The following is a 16,624-nucleotide window of genomic DNA, read 5'->3' as shown; positions in this document are numbered from 1 at the left end:
TCGTGGGGATGACGCCAAGTCGGGTTCCGGCTTACCCTTCCTGCGGGGCCCTGTCCGTCAACGGACTCGATGAGCGTTGCTCGTGAACCCCCCGTGGGCCCCGTCGACAGAGGAGCCTGATGCGCTTCAAAGGCGTCCATCGCAAGCCCCGGGAGCTGCGGAACCGGGAGTCGCTCCGTGGCGGGCAGCGCCGCAGGGACGAGGCCGCGTACTCCCCGTCGCCGCCCGACTCGGGGCAGGTGCGGCCGCGGAGCAACCAGCCGCGCGACAGGTTCGGGCGGTTCCGCAAGGCCGGCCGCGACGACGACTACGCGCTCGGGCCGGGCACGGACCGTCCCGGCGTGGACGGCGGGGACGCGGTGGCCGGGCTCACGGGCAGACTCGGGCGACGCAGGCACGGGCGGCCGCGGTCCGGCGACTACTCGTGGAGCGACTTCGAGCTGGAGGACGACCGGCTGCGCGTGGAGCCGTACCCGCCCGGCATGCCGCACGCCGCCGACGGCCGCCGCAACTGCGGTGCCCTGGAGGGCATCCTCTACCGGCAGTGGGACGTCCGGGAGGGGCCGCCGACACCCGAGGTGATCGGGGCCGTGGACAGCCTGGCGTCGCTGCCCGAGCGGCTGAAGGAGAAGCTCGCCGGCGGGCTCGACGGCATCTACGTGGGGCCGGGCGGCGTCCCGCAGCTCGACGACATGGGCCACCTGCGCGACCGGCCGCTCCCGTCCGGCCGCGCCACCTGGGACATCTGCGCCGGCGCGTACGGCGACCGCAAGATCGTCGTGGGCGACCGGCCGTCCCCGACACCGGACGTGATGCTGCACGAGGTCGGGCACGCGCTGGACGACATCGACGGCGACGACGGCGAGTGGACGTCCGACAGTCCCGCCTTCCGCAAGCTGTACGAGGAGTGCCGGCCGCATCTCGCGAGCGACTTCCACCGCCAGCCCGACGCGCTCGGCCGCCGCGAGTTCTTCGCCGACGCGTTCGCCGCGATCTCCTCCCGGCAGCGCCCGGCCCTCGTGGATATGCTCGCCGGCAACATCCGGACGGCCCTGGAGGTCATGCTCTTCTTCAACCGCAGGTACGGGATCTAGGAGAGGGTGATCGAGGATGTACGTGATCCGGCTCCCCGATGGCACGCTCCGGGTCCCGCACAGCGTTCTCTCCGAACCCGCCGAGGCGGGCGAAGGACGGATCATCGCCGACGCCTACGTCGAGATCGGGCCGGGCGACCCCGACTACGACCGGCTTCTCCGCGAGTCGCTCACCGAGGAGGAACTGGAGGACAGGCGGCGCCGCTGGCGGGACGAGGACGCGGACCTGCTCCGCCGTTTCGAGGAGTGGAAGGCGGACGACGCCGAAGACCAGGGGTAGTCCGGGCACGAGCGTGGAGGCGGGAGTGAGAAGGCCCCGGCCGCCCGGGCGAGGGATTCCTTCGAGGGACTACCACGGCGCGGCGGTCCGGGCGGCTGAGGCCAGGTCAGCGGGCCGAATGCTCGGCGACGGGCTCCTCGCCGCGCAGCAGCGCGTGCACCTCGGACTCGCGGAAGCGGCGGTGGCCTCCGGGAGTGCGGATGCTGCTGATCCGGCCCGCGGCGGCCCACCGGGTGACCGTCTTCGGGTCGACCCGGAAGAGGGCGGCGACCTCTCCTGGTGTCAGCAGGCGCTCGCTCGTGCTCTCCACGTTTTCTCTCCCCCTTTGTCCCGCTCTCGGCGCGGGTGGACTGTTTAACAGTGTGGCGGTTCAAGACCGATTTCTCCCTTGTTTTCGGAAAAGATCACGGTCCGTAGTTCGCCGAACTGGAGCGATCACCGTCGGTGCCCGCCTCATGGGTGACGCAGATCACGTTGACCCCGTTTGACCTGCCATGTCACGTCCGAAACGGGCCGCGGGCCACCGCTGTCCGCTGCGCGAAGTAGTCTCCCAGAACATGTCCGACCTTGTATCGCTGCCGGAGATGGAGGCGGCCGCCGAACGCATCGCGGGCGTCGCCCTCCGGACACCGCTCGTCCGGTTCTCCCACGACCCCGCGCCCGCCGCCGCCGGAGAGCCGTTGCTGCTGGTGAAGCCCGAGTCGCTGCAGCCGATCGGCGCGTTCAAGGTGCGCGGTGCGTACGCCGCCATCTCGTCCCTGCCCCCGGACGAACGCCGGCGCGGTGTGGTGACGCACTCCAGCGGCAACCACGCGCAGGCCGTCGCCTACGCGGCGCGCGCCTTCGACGTCAAGGCCGTGCTGGTCATGCCGCACACGGCCCCGGCCGTCAAGGTCGACGCGTGCATCGCGCTCGGCGCCGAGATCGTCTACGTCGAGCCGACGTCGCAGGCCCGCGCCGAGACCGCCGGAAAGCTCGCCGACGCGCACGGCTTCGCGATGATCCCGCCCTACGACGACGCCCGGGTCATCGCCGGCCAGGGCACCGTGGGAATGGAGATCGTCCAGGACCGCCCGGACGTCGACGTCGTACTCGTCCCCGTCGGCGGCGGCGGCCTGATCGCCGGAGTGTCCGCCGCCGTGAAGGCACTGCGGCCCGAAGCCAGGGTCATCGGCGTCGAACCGGAACTCGCCGCCGACGCCCGCGACTCCATGGCCGCGGGACGTCCCGTCGCCTGGGAGGCCGAGCAGACCGCCCGCACCATCGCCGACGCCCTGCGCGTACAACAGGTCGGCGACCTCCCCTTCGCGCACATGCGCGCCCACGTGGACGGCATCATCACCGTCACCGAGGACGAGATCCGCACGACGATGCGACGCCTCGCCCGCGAGGCCCGCCTCATCGCCGAACCCGCCGGCGCCGTAGCCACCGCCGCCTACCTCTACCACCGCGCCGAACTCCCCACCGGCCGCACCTACGTCTCAATCCTCTCCGGCGGCAATTGTTAGTCCAGGGGGGCGCGTTTCTCCCAGGGGGGCGACCCCCTGGAACCCCCGTCACGAGCCGGTCGATCCTCACGCCACGGTTGCGGTGGTCGTGACCGTGCGGGTCGGTGTCGTGTCGCTGCGGTCGCCCGGCTCGACGGTTCGTGCGACCTCCGGCGCCTGGGGCGCCTCCAGCCGCCCGAACCGTGACCGGTGGCCGGGGTCGCATCTGGGGTTGTCTGGGGTGAAGGTAGCCTCGAAGGGCCATGCGTTCCATCATCTTTTACACCGCCGCGCGGGTCGTGATCTTCCTGGCGACCGCGGGGGTGCTCGCGCTGTTCGGGGCCCGCGGTGCCCTGCTCCTGCTGCTGGCGCTGCTGATCAGCGGCGTCGTCAGCTACGTGCTGCTGTCCGGTCAACGTGACCGGATGTCCGCGGCCGTCGTCTCCAGGGCCCGCGCCCAGCGCGCGAAGTTCCAGAAGTCCGTCACCAAGGAAGACGCGTAACCGCCCCAGCTTGAGCCCCAGCCACCGGTCACGGGTCGTGCGGCCGGAGGCGCCCCGGGCGCCGGAGGTCGCACGGCCCGTCGAGCCGGGCGACCGCAGCGACACGTCACAAAGCTGCAGGGTCACAGCTGAGCGGAACCGTGGCGTGAGGATCGACCGGCTCGTGACGGGGGTTCCAGGGGGTCGCCCCCCTGGGCAATAGGGTGACCTCATGAGCCGCGCCTCTCTTGACAAGAAGCCCGCCGACGTTGCGGCGATGTTCGACGGCACCGCTGAGCGGTACGACCTGCTGAACACGCTGATGACCGGGGGGCAGGATCGGCGTTGGCGCCGGGAGGTCGTGCGGGCGGTGGAGGCCGGGCCGGGGGAGCGGGTCCTCGACCTCGCGGCGGGGACCGGTACGTCGTCGGTGCCGTTCGCCGAGGCGGGCGCCGAGACGGTGGCGTGCGACTTCTCGCTCGGGATGCTGCGGGTGGGGGTGCGGCGCCAGGCGGGTGTGCGGCGGCTGAGCTTCGTCGCGGGGGACGCGCTCCGGCTGCCGTTCGCGGACGGGTCGTTCGACGCCGTCACGATCTCGTTCGGGCTTCGCAACGTCGCCGACACGGGGCTGGCGCTGCGTGAGCTGCGGCGCGTCACCAAGCCCGGCGGGCGGCTGCTGGTCTGCGAGGTGAGCCATCCGCGGAACGGTCTGCTGGCGTTCGGGCACAAGGCGCATCTCCGGTACGGGCTGCCTCTGCTGGCGCGGGTCAGCTCCAACCCGGACTCTTACCGGTATCTCGCCGAGTCGACGCTCGCCTGGCCGGATCAGGCGGGGCTGGCGCGGCTGATTCAGGACGCGGGATGGGACGGTGTGCGCTGGCGCGACCTCACGTTCGGGGTGGCCGCGCTGCACCGTGCGGTCAATCCGGCATGACCTGTCGGCGGCCGATGGTCCGGACCGATCCAAACCCGGACCGGCCCAGAAGTACGCACCAGTCGTGATAAAGGAATAGACTCCCCATCGGATCCTTGTGAAGTGCTTCACAAGCGAACGAGCTGAAGAGGAACGCCGTGACCGACTCCGCCCGACACGCAGATGTCATCGTCGTCGGGGCAGGCCCCGCCGGATCGTCGACCGCCTACTGGCTGGCGCAGGCCGGCCTTGACGTGTTCCTGCTGGAGAAGACCACTTTCCCGCGCGACAAGATCTGCGGCGACGGCCTCACGCCGCGCGCCGTCCGCGCCCTCATCGGGATGGGCGTCGACGTCAACGACCCGGGCTGGGGACGCAACAAGGGGCTGCGCATCTACGGCGGCGGCGTCAAGGTGGAGCTGCCGTGGCCGGAGCTCGCGAGCTTCCCCGACTTCGGTCTCGTCCGAAAGCGCACCGACTTCGACCAGCTCCTCGCCGAGCACGCCGCGAAGGCCGGCGCCCGGCTGCTGCAGGGCTGCACCGTGACCGGCCCGATCCTGGACGAGCGCACCGACCGCATCACCGGCGTCACCGCCGACCACGAGGGCGAGGAGGTCGAGTTCCACGCGCCGCTGGTCGTCGCGGCCGACGGCAACTCGACCCGGCTGTCGCTCGCCATGGGCCTGCGGCGGCGCGAGGACCGCCCGATGGGCGTCGCGGTCCGCCGCTACTTCCAGACGCCGCGCCACGACGACGACTACATGGAGGCGTGGCTGGAGCTGTGGGACGGCGAGCGCCTCCTGCCGGGCTACGGCTGGGTCTTCGGCGTCGGGGACGGCACGTCCAACGTCGGGCTCGGGCTCCTCAACACCAGCAAGGCGTTCCAGAGCGTCGACTACCGCGGCATGCTGAAGCGCTGGTGCGCGCAGATGCCGGAGGACTGGCAGTTCGACGAGGACCACGCGACCTCGAAGATCCGCGGTGCGGCGCTGCCGATGGGCTTCAACCGGCAGCCGCACTACACCCGCGGGATGCTCCTGGTCGGCGACGCCGGCGGCATGGTCAACCCGTTCAACGGGGAGGGCATCGACTACGCGCTGGAGTCCGGCCGGCTGGCCGCCGACATCATGGTTCAGGCGCTCGCCCGCCGCACCCCCGCCCAGCGGGAGCGGACGCTGTACGAGTACCCGCGCATCCTGAAGGACGATCACGGCGGGTACTTCACCCTGGCCCGGCTGTTCGTCCAGGCCATCGGCGACCCGCGCATCATGAAGTTCCTCACCGCGCACGGCCTGCCCCACCCCACGCTGATGCGGTTCACGCTCAAGCTGCTCGCGAACCTGACCGACCCCAAGGGCGGGGACGCGATGGACCGCGTCATCAACGCGATGCAGAAGGTGGCGCCGGCGGCATGAGCAACGCTGTGAACGCGCGCGTGCGATTCAAGCTTCCGCAGGTGAGCGGACTAAAGTGCATGACCCGACCCCCTGAGGGGAGCGATATTGATCACCTTGGCTAGGGTTGCGGCCCGCGGCGGGCCCGTCCCGTACAACGTCGTACGTTCCGAGGAGAGGCCGTAGGGGCATGGATCTCTATATTCCGCTCATCGTGCTGGGTGTGCTCGGCTTCGGCTTCGCCGCCTTCTCGGTGGTGATGGCCTCGCTCACGGGGCCGAAGCGGTGGAACCGCGCCCGGCTCGACGCCTACGAATGCGGCATCGAACCGACCCCGCAGCCGGTGGGCGGCGGGCGCTTTCCGATCAAGTACTACCTGACGGCGATGCTGTTCATCGTCTTCGACATTGAGATCATCTTCCTTTACCCCTGGGCGGTCGCGTTCGACCGGATGGGGCTCTTCGCCCTTGTCGAGATGGTCCTGTTCATCGTCGCCGTTCTCGTGGCGTACGCCTACATCTGGCGGCGCGGCGGTCTGGAGTGGGACTGACATGGGTATTGAGGAGAAGCTTCCCAGCGGCTTCCTGCTGACCACGGTCGAGCAGGTCGCCGGGTGGGCGCGCAAGAGCTCGGTGTGGCCGGCGACGTTCGGCCTGGCCTGCTGCGCGATCGAGATGATGGCGGCGGGCGACCCCCGGCACGACTTTTCCCGGTGGGGCATGGAACGCGCCTCGGCGACGCCGCGGCAGGCCGACCTGATGATCGTCGCCGGCCGGGTGAGCCAGAAGATGGCCCCGGTGCTGCGGCAGATCTATGACCAGATGACCGAGCCGAAGTGGGTCATCGCGATGGGCGTGTGCGCATCGTCCGGCGGCATGTTCAACAATTACGCGATCGTGCAGGGCGTCGACCACATCGTCCCGGTGGACGTCTACCTGCCGGGCTGCCCGCCGCGTCCGGAGATGCTGCTGGACGCGATCGTCAAGCTGCACGACCAGATCCAGAACACCAAGCTCGGGCCGCAGCGCCAGAAGCAGATCGCCGAGCTGGAAGAGGCCAGTCGCCGCCGGCTGCCGCTGCTCGGACAGGGGGCCTGATGAGTTCCGAACACCCCGAGCAGAGGGCCGCGCAGAGCGCCGACCAGCTGCCCGCGCACACCGAGGAGGAGCGCCGGGAGCAGCCGGTCGTCCGCAAGGGCATGTTCGGCGCGAAGACGACCGGCGACACGTCCGGCTACGGCGGGCTGGTCGTCCGGCAGAGCCCGAAGGTGTCCGCGACGCGCCCGTACGGCGGGCCCGGCGGCGCCGCCGAGCCCGGCGAGTTCGACGAGATCGCTGACGAGCTGGAAAGGGCCCTCCGGGGTCCGGGGTCGTCCCCCGAGAAGGCGGGGCCCGACTTCGGCGACGCGATCGAGCGGGTCGTCATCGACCGCGGTGAGCTGACGTTCTTCGTCAAGCGCGAACACCTGCGCGAGGTGGCGCAGACCATGCGGGACGACCCGGCCCTGCGCTTCGAGCTGTGCTCGGGCGTGTCGGGCGTCCACTACCCGAAGGACGAGGGCGCGGAGCTGCACTCCGTCACGCACCTGCTGTCGATCACGCACAACCGGCGCGTCCGGCTGGAGGCGACCTGCCCGGACGCCGACCCGCACGTGCCGTCCCTGGTGCCGGTCTACCCGACGAGCGACTGGCACGAGCGCGAGACCTACGACTTCTTCGGGATCGTCTACGACGGCCACCCCGCGCTCACGCGCATCGAGATGCCCGACGACTGGGTCGGCCATCCGCAGCGCAAGGACTACCCTCTCGGCGGCATCCCCGTCGAGTACCGCGGAGCGGAGATCCCGCCACCCGACGAGCGGAGGTCGTACGTATGAGTTCCACGAAGTACACCGAATACGACGCCTACGCCGCGGAGGAGGCGGCCGAAGGCAAGGTCTTCGACGTCGGCGGGCAGGACTGGGACCAGGTCGTCGCCGGCGCCGACGACGCGGGCGACGAGCGGCTCGTCATCAACATGGGCCCGCAGCACCCGTCCACGCACGGCGTGCTCCGGCTGATCCTCACGCTCGACGGTGAGACGGTGACCGAGGCCCGGGTGAACATCGGGTACCTGCACACCGGCATCGAGAAGAACATGGAGTTCCGCACCTGGACGCAGGGCACCACGTTCTGCACCCGGATGGACTACCTGGCTCCGCTCTTCAACGAGACGGCGTACTGCCTGAGCGTGGAGAGGCTGCTCGGCATCACCGACCAGGTGCCGGAGCGGGCGCAGATCATCCGCGTGATGATGATGGAGCTGAACCGGATCTCCTCGCATCTGGTGGCGATCGCGACGTTCGGCCTCGAACTCGGCGCGACCACGGTGATGCTCAACGGGTTCATCGAGCGCGAGTACACCCTCGATCTGTTCGAGGAGATCACCGGGCTGCGCATGAACCACGCCTACATCCGCCCCGGCGGCGTGTCGCAGGACCTGCCCAGCGGCGCGACCAGCAAGATCCGCGACTATCTCGACCGGATGCCGAAGCGGATCCAGGCGCTGCGCAAGCTCCTGGACGCGAACCCGGTCTTCCTGGCGCGGACGAAGGACGTCGCGTACCTGGACCTGACCGGCTGCATGGCCCTCGGCATCACCGGCCCCGTGCTCCGCGCGACCGGGCTGCCGTGGGACCTGCGCAAGTCGCAGCCGTACTGCGGCTATGAGACCTACGATTTCGAGGTCGCGACACAGGACACGTCCGACGTGTACGGGCGCTACCTCGTCCGGATGGACGAGATGGAGCAGTCGCTGAAGATCGTCGAGCAGTGCCTGGACCGGCTGCAGACCGCCAAGGGCCCCGTGATGATCGAGGACAAGAAGATCGGCTGGCCGGCGCAGCTGGCGATGGGCGCCGACGGCCTGGGCAACTCGCCCCGGCACATCGCGCACATCATGGGCACCTCGATGGAGGCGCTGATCCACCACTTCAAGCTGGTGACCGAGGGCTTCCGGGTCCCGGCCGGGCAGGCGTACGTGCCGATCGAGTCGCCGCGCGGCGAGCTGGCCGCGCACGTGGTCAGCGACGGCGGCACCCGCCCGTTCCGCGCCCACTTCCGCGACCCGTCCTTCGTCAACCTGCAGGCCGTGCCCGCGATGTCCGAGGGCGGCATGATCGCCGACATCATCGCCGCGGTGGCGAGCCTCGACCCGGTCATGGGAGGTGTGGACCGATGACGTACGAGCCGGAGGTTCGTGAACGTCTGGAACGTGACGCAAAGCTGATCATCGGCCGTTATCCGCGGCCGCGGTCGGCGCTGCTGCCGATGCTGCACCTGGTGCAGTCGGAGGAGGGGCAGGTCACGCAGGACGGCATCGAGTTCTGCGCGGAGCTGCTCGGCATCACGCCGGCGCAGGTGACGGGCGTCGTGACGTTCTACACGCAGTACAAGCAGGCGCCGGTCGGGGAGTACCACGTCGGTGTGTGCACCAACACGCTGTGCGCGATCATGGGCGGCGACCAGATCTGGGACGAGCTGAGCGAGCACGCGGGGGTCGGGCACGACGAGGCCACCGCGGACGGCAAGGTCAGCCTTGAGCGGATCGAGTGCAACGCGGCCTGCGACTTCGCGCCGGTGATGATGGTCAACTGGGAGTTCTTCGACAACATGACTCCCGAGAAGGCCAAGAAGCTCGTCGACGACCTGCGGTCGGGCGAGCGGGTCCTGCCTTCGCGCGGCGCGGAGAACCTGGCCACGTGGAGGGAGGCATCCCGGGTGCTGGCGGGGTTCCCCGACGGGCGCGCCGGTGAGGGCGTCCAGGCGGGGCCGGAGTCGCTGCGCGGCCTGAAGCTCGCGCAGGAGCGCGGGTGGGCGGCCCCGCGGGCGGACGTCGACCGTGAGCGGCCGGACGAACCGGTGAAGCCGGAGCAGATCGCCGAACCGCCGCACGAGCCGGGCAAGCCGATCCCGGGCGAGGCGAAGCCCGGCAGCCAGGAGGGGCGGAACAAGTGACCACGCTGACCCCGATCCTCACCAGGAACTGGGACCAGGCCGATTCGTTCACCCGCGAGGGCTACGAGCGCGAGGGCGGCTACAAGGCGCTGCGCAAGGCGTTCGGCATGGAGCCGGACGACATCGTCCAGGCGGTCAAGGACTCCGGGCTCCGCGGCCGCGGCGGCGCGGGCTTCCCCACCGGGATGAAGTGGGGGTTCCTGCCGCCGAGCAGCCCGAACCCGCGCTACCTGGTGGTGAACGCCGACGAGTCCGAGCCGGGCACGTGCAAGGACATCCCGCTGATGATGGCCAACCCGCACGTGCTCATCGAGGGCGTCGTCATCAGTTCGTTCGCGATCAAGTCGAACCTCGCGTTCATCTACGTGCGCGGCGAGGTGCTGCACGTGATCCGCCGCCTGCACCAGGCGGTGGCGGAGGCGTACGAGGCCGGTTACCTCGGCAAGGACATCCTCGGGTCCGGCTACGACCTGGACGTCGTCGTCCACAGCGGCGCCGGGGCCTACATCTGCGGCGAGGAGACGGCGCTGCTGGACTCCCTTGAGGGGTTCCGCGGCCAGCCCAGGCTGAAGCCCCCCTTCCCGGCGGTCGCGGGCCTGTACGGCGGGCCCACTGTCATCAACAACGTGGAGTCGATCGCGTCGGTTCCCTCGATCATCGGCAACGGCCCGGAGTGGTTCGCCGCGATGGGCACCGAGAAGTCCCAGGGTTTCGGGATCTTCTCGCTGTCCGGGCACGTCACGCGGCCCGGCCAGTACGAGGCGCCGCTGGGGATCACGCTGCGGGAACTGCTCGACATGGCGGGCGGCGTCCGCGAGGGGCACCGGCTGAAGTTCTGGACGCCCGGCGGGTCGTCCACGCCGATCTTCACCGACGAGCACCTGGACGTGCCGCTGGACTTCGAGTCCGTCGGCGCCGCCGGGTCGATGCTCGGCACCCGGGCGCTGCAGATCTTCGACGAGACGACCTGCGTCGTCCGGGCGGTGCTGCGCTGGTCGGAGTTCTACGCGCACGAGTCGTGCGGCAAGTGCACGCCGTGCCGTGAGGGCACCTACTGGTACAAGCTGATGATCAAGCGGCTGGAGGCCGGGCAGGGCACCGAGGAGGACCTGGAGACCCTGCTGGACATCTCCGACAACATCCTCGGCCGCGCGTTCTGCGCCCTCGGCGACGGCGCCACCAGCCCGGTCGTGTCGTCCATCAAGCTGTTCCGGGACGAGTACCTCCAGCACTTCGAGCAGGGCGGCTGCCCGTTCGACCCGGCCAAGTCCACCCTCTGGGGAGGTGCCAAGTGACCGTCACCGACGACAAGTCGGCGGTGGAGAAGGTCGAGATGGTCTCCTGCACCATCGACGGCTTCGAGATCGAGGTGCCTAAGGGCACGCTGATCATCAGGGCCGCCGAGCTGCTCGGCATCCAGATCCCGCGGTTCTGCGAGCATCCGCTGCTCGAACCGATCGGGGCGTGCCGGCAGTGCCTGGTGGAGATCCCCGACGCCGGCAACGGCCGCGGGATGCCGAAGCCGCAGGCGTCCTGCACCACCCCCGTGATGCCGGGCATGGTCGTCCAGACCCAGCTCACCTCGCCGGTGGCCGACAAGGCCCAGCACGGCATCATGGAGTTCCTGCTCATCAACCACCCGCTGGACTGCCCCGTCTGCGACAAGGGCGGCGAGTGCCCGCTGCAGAACCAGGCGATGTCGCACGGGCGCGGCGAGACGCGGTTCGTGGAGACCAAGCGGACGTGGCCGAAGCCGCTTCCGCTGTCCAGCCAGGTGCTGCTGGACCGGGAGCGCTGCATCCAGTGCACGCGCTGCACCCGGTTCTCCGAGCAGATCGCCGGCGACGCGTTCATCGACCTGTTCGAGCGCGGCGCGAAGGAAGAGGTCGGGATCGCCGAGGACCGGCCGTTCCAGTCCTACTTCTCCGGCAACACCGTGCAGATCTGCCCGGTGGGAGCGCTCACCGGCACCGCCTACCGGTTCCGGTCCCGCCCGTTCGACCTGGTGTCGACGCCGAGCGTCTGCGAGCACTGCGCGTCCGGCTGCGCGATCCGGACCGACCACCGGCGCGGCAAGGTGACGCGGCGGCTGGCCGGCGACGACCCGCACGTCAACGAGGAGTGGAACTGCGACAAGGGCCGCTGGGCGTTCACCTACGGGACGCAGCCGGAACGGCTCACGCACCCGCTCGTCCGCAACGAGGACGGCGAGCTCGAACCGGCGTCGTGGCCGGAGGCGCTCACCCTCGCGGCGGAGGGCCTCGCGGCGGCGCGCGGCCGCGCCGGCGTCCTGACCGGCGGGCGCGTCACCCTTGAGGACGCCTACGCCTACGCCAAGTTCGCCCGGATCGCGCTCGGCACCAACGACGTCGACTTCCGGGCCCGGCCGCTGTCGGACGAGGAGACGCGGTTCCTCGCCTCGTCGGTCGCGGGACGCTCGATCGAGGTGTCCTACGCCGACCTGGAGAAGGCGGCGGCAGTGCTCCTGGCCGGCTTCGAGCCGGAGGAGGAGTCGCCGATCGTGTTCCTGCGGCTCCGCAAGGCGCACCGCAAGAACGCGCTGAAGGTGTACGCCGTCGCGCCGTTCGCGACCCGCGGGCTGGAGAAGGTCGGCGGCACGCTTCTGCCGACGGCTCCCGGCGCGGAGGCCGAGACGCTCGGCGCGCTGATCGGCGACGCCGACCGGTCCGACATCCGGACGCTGATGGAGACGCCCGGAGCGGTGATCCTGGTCGGCGAGCGGCTCGCAGGCAGCCCCGGCGCGCTGACGGCGGCGGTCCGGCTGGCGCAGGTGACCGGCGCCCGGCTGGCGTGGGTGCCGCGCCGGGCCGGGGAGCGCGGCGCGATCGAGGCCGGGGCGCTGCCCGGGCTGCTGCCGATCGGCCGCCCGGTGACCGACCCGGCCGCGCGGGCGGAGGTCGCCCGCCTCTGGGGCGTCGCCGAACTGCCGTCCGGGCCGGGCGAGGACGCCGGCGGCATCGTCGCGGCCGCGGCCGAGGGGCGGCGCGGGGCGCTGCTCGTCGGCGGCGTCGACCCCTACGACATGCCCGACCCGGACGCGATGCTGCGGGCCCTGGACGCCACCGATTTCGTGGTGAGCCTGGAGCAGCGGCCGAGCGCGGTCACCGACCGCGCCGACGTCGTCCTGCCGGTCGCGGCGGTCGCGGAGAAGTCCGGCACGTTCGTCGACTGGGAGGGCCGCGGCCGCCCGTTCGACGTCGTGCTCAAGTCGTCCGGGCGGATGTCGGACCTGCGGGTCCTGGACGCCCTCGCCGACGAGATGGACGTCCACCTCGGGCTGCCCGGCCCGGAGGCGGCGCGCCGCGAGCTGACCGAACTCGGCGCCTACCGCGGTGTGCGTCCCGACGCGCCGGACGCGGCGCAGGAGCTGCCGCCGCACCCGGGGCAGGGTGAGGCGCTGGTGGCGACGTGGCGGCTGCTGCTGGACCGCGGTCGGCTCCAGGACGGCGAGCCGTTCCTCGCGGGCACCGCCAAGGCCGCGGTCGCCCGGCTGTCGCCGGCGACGGCGGCGGAGATCGGCGCGACCGGCGCGGTGACGGTGTCGGCGGCGCGCGGCGAGGTCACGCTCCCGCTGGAGGTGACCGCCGACATGCCCGACCGGGTGGTGTGGCTGCCGACCAACTCGGCCGGCTGCGCGCTGTACCGGGACCTGGGCGCGGTGGCGGGCGGCGTCGTCAAGATCGCGAGCGGGGTGCTCGCGGGCGCGACGGCCGCGCAGGCTCCTGACGAGAACGCTGGAGGCAGCAAATGAGCCCGCTCGCGGCGGCGCCGGCGGATCCGACGCTGAAGGACTTCGGCTCGGACCCGTGGTGGCTGATCGGCGGCAAGGTCCTCGTCATCTTCGTGTTCCTGGTCGTCACGGTGCTGCTGACGATGTGGTTCGAGCGGCGCGTCATCGGCCGGATGCAGTTGCGCGTCGGCCCGAACCGCGCGGGCCCGTTCGGCCTGCTGCAGGGCCTCGCCGACGGCGTCAAGCTGGCGCTGAAGGAGGACATCGTCCCCCGCCAGGTCGACAAGGTCGTATTCGTCCTGGCACCGGTCATGGCGGCGGTGCCGGCGTTCATCTCGTTCGCCATCATCCCGTTCGGGCCGACGGTGTCGATCTTCGGGCACCAGACGCCGCTGCAGGGCACCGACCTGCCGGTCGCGGTGCTGCTGGTGCTGGCGATGGCGTCGATGGGCGTGTACGGGATCGTGCTGGCCGGCTGGTCGTCGATGTCGCCGTACTCGCTGCTCGGCGGGCTGCGCTCGTCCGCGCAGGTGATCTCCTACGAGATCGCGATGGCGCTGTCGTTCGTGGCGGTGTTCATGTTCGCCGGCTCGATGTCCACCTCGGAGATCGTCGCCGCGCAGCAGGACAAGTGGTTCGCGATCCTGCTGGCGCCGTCCTTCATCGTGTACGTGATCACGATGATGGGGGAGTCGAACCGCATCCCGTTCGACCTGCCCGAGGGCGAGGGCGAGCTGGTCGGCGGTTTCCACACCGAGTACTCGTCGCTGAAGTTCGCGATGTTCTTCCTCGCGGAGTACATCAACCTCGCGACGCTGTCGGCGCTCGCCACGACGCTGTTCCTCGGCGGCTGGCGCGCTCCCGCGCCGATCTCCACGGTGTGGGCGGGAGCCAACTCCGGCTGGTGGCCGGTGCTGTGGTTCCTGGCCAAGGTGCTCATGTTCATCTTCTTCTTCATCTGGCTGCGCGGCACGCTGCCGCGTGTGCGCTACGACCAGCTGATGAAGCTCGGCTGGAAGGTGCTGACGCCCTTCTCGCTCGGCTGGATCCTGCTGGTCGGCACCATCCGCGCGCTGCGCAACGACGGCTACGACATGCGGCAGATCGTGATCGTCGCCGCGGTGGCGGCGGCGGTGGTGCTGGTGGCCACGGTGCTCTGGGAGATGGTCCGGGGCGGCGAGGACGAGAAGGAGATCGTGCCGGGTGCGGGAGCGGGCGCGGGCGGCAGGCCCGACGCGGCCGCCGGCGGGTTCCCGGTGCCGCCGATGGACGCGCCCCACTACCGCGGCGGCCCGGCCGGGGCTTCCAAGTTGAAAACCCCTCCTGAGGAGGTCACCAGTGGGACTCACTGATTTCCTGAACCCGGTGAAGGGGTTCGGGGTCTCGTTCCACCAGATTTTCATGAAGAGCGAGACCGTTCAGTACCCCGAGGTGAAGAAGCCGACCGCCCCGCGCTTCCACGGGCGGCACCAGCTCAACCGGTGGCCGGACGGTCTGGAGAAGTGCATCGGCTGCGAGCTGTGCGCCTGGGCGTGTCCTGCGGACGCGATCTTCGTCGAGGGCGCCGACAACACCGCCGACGAGCGTTACTCGCCCGGCGAGCGGTACGGCCGCATCTACCAGATCAACTATCTGCGCTGCATCCTGTGCGGGCTGTGCATCGAGGCGTGCCCGACGCGGGCGCTCACGATGACCAACGAGTACGAGCTCGCCGACGACAGCCGCGAGAGCCTGATCTACACCAAGGAGATGCTGCTGGCGCCGCTGCGCGAGGGCATGGAGACGCCGCCGCACGAGATGCGGCTCGGCGACACCGAGGAGGACTACTACCGCCTCGGCCTCCAGCCCGAGGAGGCGGCGCCGACCGTCCCCTCCGAGGGCGGCGGCCGGGCGAGTGCCGACCAGGCCGTCGAGAAGGAGAAGGCCGCCCGCGACGAGAAGGCGGGCGACGAGAAGGCGGGCAGGCGCGAGAAGTCCCGTAAGCGGGGTGAGGGCAAGTGAACGCCCACATTCTCGCCGCGGAGGTCGCCGACAAGCAGTCCGGTGAGCCGTTCTTCTTCTGGCTGCTGGCCATCGTGTCGGTCGGCGCCGCCATCGGCATGATCTTCATGCGGAAGGCGGTGCACTCGGCGCTGCTGCTGGCGACCGTGATGCTCTCCCTCGCCGCGCTGTACGCGATCCAGAACGCCCCGTTCCTGGCGTTCGTGCAGGTGATCGTCTACACCGGCGCGGTGCTGATGCTGTTCCTGTTCGTGATGATGCTCGTCGGGGTGAGTTCCACGGACTCGCTGGTCGAGACGATCCGGGGTCAGCGTTTCTGGGCGGTGATCGCCGTGATCGGGTTCATCGCCCTGGTGGGCGCCGGTCTCGCGAACGCGGCGCTCGGCGGCTCGGCGGGCCTGAACCAGGCCAACGCCGAGGGCAACGTCGTCGGCCTGGCCCGGCTGCTGTTCTCCAAGTACGTGTTCGCGTTCGAGGCGACCAGCGCCCTGCTGATCACCGCGGCGCTGGGCGCGATGGTGCTGGCGCACCGGGAGCGCACCGAGCCGAAGCCGACGCAGAAGGACCTGTCCAAGGGACGGTTCCTGTCCGGCGACCACCCGGGCCCGCTGCCGGGCCCCGGCACCTACGCCCGGCACAACGCGGTCGACATGCCGGCGCTGCTGCCCGACGGGACGCCGTCGGAGCTGTCGGTCAACCCGGTCATCGCCGCCCGCGTCGACTCGTCGGAGCGGCACGGGGACCTGTACGGCGCGACCCCGGAAGAGGCGGTCGAGCGCAACGTCCGGGACGTCAAGGCCGTCACCGATGAAGCCGAGGACGCGGACGCCGAGTCGCGCGTCGTCAAGTCCGGGACGCAGGCCGCCGGCGGCATTGCCGGAGGCCGGGCGGGCGGCAACGAACGTGAAGGCGAGGCTGGTCAATGAGTCCGGGGCACTACCTGGCGCTCTCGGCGATCCTGTTCACCATCGGCGCTCTCGGCGTGCTCGTGCGCCGCAACGCGATCGTGGTGTTCATGGCCATCGAACTGATGCTGAACGCGACGAACCTGGCGTTCGTCTCGTTCTCCCGCATGCACGGCAACCTGGACGGTCAGATCATCGCCTTCTTCGTGATGGTGGTGGCCGCCGCGGAGGTCGTGGTGGGCCTGGCGATCATCATGACCGTCTTCCGGACCCGCAGGTCCTCGTCGGTGGACGACGTGAACCTGCTGAAGTACTGAGAGGC

18 protein-coding genes are annotated in these 16,624 nt (G+C 70.5%); 17 read left to right on the top strand and 1 reads right to left on the bottom strand.

Annotation, left to right across the window (positions count from 1 at the left end):
* The first annotated feature begins 119 nt into the window (after nt 1-119).
* Together AB0C35_RS01270 and AB0C35_RS01265 are read left to right on the top strand one after the other, a co-directional pair.
* Complete coding sequence (locus AB0C35_RS01270; RefSeq protein ID WP_358449170.1) at nt 120-1,094, top strand: hypothetical protein; 975 nt, start codon at nt 120-122, stop codon at nt 1,092-1,094.
* A gap of 16 nt (nt 1,095-1,110) precedes the next feature.
* Nucleotides 1,111-1,374, top strand: a complete 264-nt coding sequence (locus tag AB0C35_RS01265; RefSeq protein WP_358449168.1) for a hypothetical protein — start codon at nt 1,111-1,113, stop codon at nt 1,372-1,374.
* A 106-nt stretch (nt 1,375-1,480) separates the two neighbouring features.
* Here the strand turns inward: AB0C35_RS01265 and AB0C35_RS01260 are convergent, their stop codons facing one another.
* Entirely contained in the window at nt 1,481-1,684 is a 204-nt protein-coding gene (locus tag AB0C35_RS01260; protein WP_021593176.1) for a BldC family transcriptional regulator, read from the bottom strand.
* 247 nt (nt 1,685-1,931) lie between these two features.
* On the opposite strand from AB0C35_RS01260, the gene AB0C35_RS01255 reads away from it, so the two are divergent.
* From AB0C35_RS01255 to nuoK, 15 genes are all read left to right on the top strand, one after another.
* Complete coding sequence (locus AB0C35_RS01255) at nt 1,932-2,882, top strand: threonine/serine dehydratase (protein ID WP_358449166.1); 951 nt, start codon at nt 1,932-1,934, stop codon at nt 2,880-2,882.
* A 242-nt stretch (nt 2,883-3,124) separates the two neighbouring features.
* Nucleotides 3,125-3,364: a DUF4229 domain-containing protein gene (locus tag AB0C35_RS01250; RefSeq protein WP_358449164.1), complete on the top strand. Its 240-nt coding sequence runs from the start codon at nt 3,125-3,127 to the stop codon at nt 3,362-3,364.
* A gap of 211 nt (nt 3,365-3,575) precedes the next feature.
* On the top strand, nt 3,576-4,277 hold the full coding sequence (locus tag AB0C35_RS01245) for a demethylmenaquinone methyltransferase (RefSeq protein WP_358449162.1): 702 nt from the start codon (nt 3,576-3,578) through the stop codon (nt 4,275-4,277).
* A gap of 137 nt (nt 4,278-4,414) precedes the next feature.
* Nucleotides 4,415-5,671: a geranylgeranyl reductase family protein gene (locus tag AB0C35_RS01240; RefSeq protein WP_358449160.1), complete on the top strand. Its 1,257-nt coding sequence runs from the start codon at nt 4,415-4,417 to the stop codon at nt 5,669-5,671.
* A 169-nt stretch (nt 5,672-5,840) separates the two neighbouring features.
* Nucleotides 5,841-6,200, top strand: a complete 360-nt coding sequence (locus tag AB0C35_RS01235) for an NADH-quinone oxidoreductase subunit A (RefSeq protein ID WP_358449158.1) — start codon at nt 5,841-5,843, stop codon at nt 6,198-6,200.
* Between the two features lies 1 nt (nt 6,201).
* A complete protein-coding gene (locus tag AB0C35_RS01230) occupies nt 6,202-6,747 on the top strand; it encodes an NADH-quinone oxidoreductase subunit B family protein (RefSeq protein WP_358449156.1) in 546 nt (181 codons plus the stop codon).
* Entirely contained in the window at nt 6,747-7,526 is a 780-nt protein-coding gene (locus AB0C35_RS01225) for an NADH-quinone oxidoreductase subunit C (protein ID WP_358449154.1), read from the top strand. Before AB0C35_RS01230 ends, AB0C35_RS01225 begins: the two co-directional genes overlap by 1 nt.
* Nucleotides 7,523-8,869, top strand: a complete 1,347-nt coding sequence (locus AB0C35_RS01220; RefSeq protein ID WP_358449152.1) for an NADH-quinone oxidoreductase subunit D — start codon at nt 7,523-7,525, stop codon at nt 8,867-8,869. Before AB0C35_RS01225 ends, AB0C35_RS01220 begins: the two co-directional genes overlap by 4 nt.
* Nucleotides 8,866-9,645: an NADH-quinone oxidoreductase subunit NuoE gene (gene nuoE, locus AB0C35_RS01215; RefSeq protein ID WP_358449150.1), complete on the top strand. Its 780-nt coding sequence runs from the start codon at nt 8,866-8,868 to the stop codon at nt 9,643-9,645. Before AB0C35_RS01220 ends, nuoE begins: the two co-directional genes overlap by 4 nt.
* Nucleotides 9,642-10,940: an NADH-quinone oxidoreductase subunit NuoF gene (nuoF, locus tag AB0C35_RS01210; RefSeq protein WP_358449148.1), complete on the top strand. Its 1,299-nt coding sequence runs from the start codon at nt 9,642-9,644 to the stop codon at nt 10,938-10,940. Before nuoE ends, nuoF begins: the two co-directional genes overlap by 4 nt.
* Nucleotides 10,937-13,417: an NADH-quinone oxidoreductase subunit G gene (locus tag AB0C35_RS01205; protein WP_358449146.1), complete on the top strand. Its 2,481-nt coding sequence runs from the start codon at nt 10,937-10,939 to the stop codon at nt 13,415-13,417. Before nuoF ends, AB0C35_RS01205 begins: the two co-directional genes overlap by 4 nt.
* Entirely contained in the window at nt 13,414-14,748 is a 1,335-nt protein-coding gene (gene nuoH / locus AB0C35_RS01200) for an NADH-quinone oxidoreductase subunit NuoH (protein WP_358449144.1), read from the top strand. Before AB0C35_RS01205 ends, nuoH begins: the two co-directional genes overlap by 4 nt.
* Nucleotides 14,735-15,397 carry an NADH-quinone oxidoreductase subunit NuoI gene (gene nuoI / locus AB0C35_RS01195; RefSeq protein WP_358449142.1) on the top strand — a complete coding sequence of 221 codons (663 nt, stop codon included), beginning with the start codon at nt 14,735-14,737 and terminating at the stop codon, nt 15,395-15,397. Before nuoH ends, nuoI begins: the two co-directional genes overlap by 14 nt.
* Nucleotides 15,394-16,323, top strand: a complete 930-nt coding sequence (locus tag AB0C35_RS01190) for an NADH-quinone oxidoreductase subunit J (protein ID WP_358449140.1) — start codon at nt 15,394-15,396, stop codon at nt 16,321-16,323. Before nuoI ends, AB0C35_RS01190 begins: the two co-directional genes overlap by 4 nt.
* The gene (gene nuoK / locus AB0C35_RS01185; RefSeq protein ID WP_358449138.1) at nt 16,320-16,619 is read left to right on the top strand and encodes an NADH-quinone oxidoreductase subunit NuoK; all 300 of its coding nucleotides are present in this window, start codon (nt 16,320-16,322) and stop codon (nt 16,617-16,619) included. Before AB0C35_RS01190 ends, nuoK begins: the two co-directional genes overlap by 4 nt.
* The last annotated feature ends 5 nt before the right edge of the window (nt 16,620-16,624 follow it).

The organism is Spirillospora sp. NPDC048819 (assembly GCF_040650055.1).
GTDB lineage: Bacteria > Actinomycetota > Actinomycetes > Streptosporangiales > Streptosporangiaceae > Spirillospora.
This window is presented reverse-complemented; position numbering and strand designations above follow the sequence as displayed.